This window comes from Hydrogenivirga sp. 128-5-R1-1 (assembly GCF_000171895.1).
In genome coordinates, this window is record NZ_ABHJ01000127.1 from 1 (window position 1) to 2,367 (window position 2,367).

The 2,367-nt window shown below is 30.4% G+C and carries 3 protein-coding genes; all 3 read right to left on the reverse strand.

Translation table 11 applies throughout. The features are described 5' to 3' along the window. Positions 1-725, reverse strand: a 725-nt coding sequence (locus HG1285_RS04390; RefSeq protein ID WP_008288645.1) for a DNA methyltransferase, incomplete at its 3' end; no start/stop codon positions are given. 1 nt (position 726) lies between these two features. After that, on the reverse strand, positions 727-1,755 hold the full coding sequence (locus HG1285_RS04385; RefSeq protein WP_008288646.1) for a zinc-binding dehydrogenase: 1,029 nt from the start codon (positions 1,753-1,755) through the stop codon (positions 727-729). 1 nt (position 1,756) lies between these two features. Continuing rightward, a partial coding sequence (locus HG1285_RS04380) for a site-2 protease family protein (protein WP_008288648.1) occupies positions 1,757-2,367 on the reverse strand: 611 nt, incomplete at its 5' end.

A 2,367-nucleotide genomic window follows, 5' to 3' on the forward strand; every position in this document is an offset into this window, starting at 1 on the left:
TGATAAATTTGTAAAAATTCATTTTGTTTTTCTATTAAGTATTCTTTTGCAATTTTTCCTTCTCTGAATTCTTTTTTAAATTCTGGAGATGGGAAATTAATTTTATTGAATTGCTCTAACCGTTGTTTAAGTTCTTTCTCAAATTCTAAAATTTGATTGTTTTCTTCATATATTTTCAAACTTTTCAAAATTTCTTTTATTTTTCTCTGGAGTTCTCCTAAGTTTACATTTGCAAATTTTACCTCTGTTATTATTGTGTTAAATTCAGATATGTCTATCCCTATACTGTGGATATTCATTTCATTTGCTTGAATTAGCGTTGTCCCACTACCAACAAATGGGTCTAAAACTATATCGCCTTCCTTAAAATATCTTTTTAAAAAATATTCAACAAGTTGAGGAATAAATTTACCTTTATATGGATGTAGCCTGTGAACGTGTTTTGTTCTTTCTCTTTCAGGTATCCAGTCAAATGATAACTCCCAATTTATCTCATCACCTAATTTTTCTTTTATCTTTTTTTCTTTATTTAAAATATTTTTTTCATAGTAATCTTTAAGTTCTTGAAGAGAAATTAAAGTTTTTCCATTTTCTCCATATTTATTAATTTTTCCATAATTTACCAAATAAGAAATATTACTTTCCGTTATATTTCTTTTTAAAAACTTGCTTGCCCATTTTGAAGCTTCTTTTATTGTTAATAAATTTTTTTCTACGACACTCATCTTAATCCACTTTCACCACTATCTTTCCAAAAAACTGCCTGCTTAGAAGTTTTTCATATGCTTTTTTTACGTCTTTAAAACTAAATACTGAATCTATAACAGGCTTTAAAATATGAGGGAATAACTTTAAGTAATCAAACACTTCTCCTTTTGTCCCCATATAAACGCCGTGAATAGTCTGATTTTTCCCAAAAATTTTCCTTAAATTTATATTAACTTCAGCTCCTGTTGTAGTTCCAAAAGTTATAACTTTTGAGCCTTTTTTACCGCATTCTAACGAACCATTGAAAGTATTACTTCCTATATGGTCAACTACAATATCGCAAAGCCCTCCATTTGTTATTTCTTTTACCTTTTGGACAAAATCCTCTTTTTTATAGTTAATAACATAATCTGCTCCAATTTCTTTTGCTTTTTCAACTTTCCAGTCATCTCCTACTGTTGTAATGACAGTTGCATTAAATGCCTTTGCTATTTGAATACCTGCTGTCCCTACCCCAGAACCACCGCCATGTATTAAAACTATATCTCCTTGTTTTATACCACCTCTTGTTATAATGGAATGCCACATTGTTGTATAAGTTATACCAATAGATGCAGCTTCTTCAAAAGTAATACCTTCCGGTTTTTTAAATACATTAACAGCAGGAACTTTAACATACTCAGCAGATACACCGTTTTCTAAAACGCCTAAAACTCTAAACTGACTGCACTCATTGTCTTTTCCTGATAAACATTTCTCACAATACCCACAGGAAAGTCCAGGATAAACTATAACTTCATCTCCGACTTTTACATTTTCAACATTTTTACCTACTTTTTCCACAATACCTGAAGCATCAGAAGCAAAAATATGAGGCAAAGGTATTTCAACTGGATACTTTCCTTCCATTACCCATATGTCAAGATGGTTTAAAGAAAAAGCTTTTACTTTAACTAAAACTTCATTATCATTTATATCTGGTACAGGAAACTCCTCAAGTTTTATATTTTCATAACTTCCGTGTTTATCATAATATGCCGCTTTCATATTAACCTCCAAGAAATAAATTCATCAAGAACATGTATGGAGGAAGTATTATGTAGTTTAAAGCCCCCACAAAAAGTAAAACCACAATTATTATAAAGCCATATTGCTCTAAAGGTTCAAGCTTTTTTTCCATATTATAAGGAAGTAAACTCATTAACACTCTACCACCATCAAGAGGAGGAATAGGTAATATATTAAAAAGAGCTAAAATTACGTTTATCATTACGCTATACTTAAAAAATATTAACAATGGTAAAATTATGGACTTTACAAGCCCTACACCTAAAAATGAAGCTATGGTAGTTAAAAATCCTTCAGAACTGAAAAGTTGATAAAGAATACCAAATATAAAAGCAAATAAAAAATTAACTGAAGGACCAGCAGCAGCAGTTAACGCCATACCTTTTTTATATCCTAACTTCTTAAAATTCATAGGATTTATAGGAACCGGTTTAGCCCAGCCAAAAAGAATTGGAGATTTAAACAGTATTAAAATAGCTGGAAGTATTATTGAACCCATAGGGTCTATATGTGGAATAGGATTAAAAGTTAGCCTTCCTGACATTTTAGCTGTATTATCCCCAAGCTTATACGCTACAAGACCATGAGCTA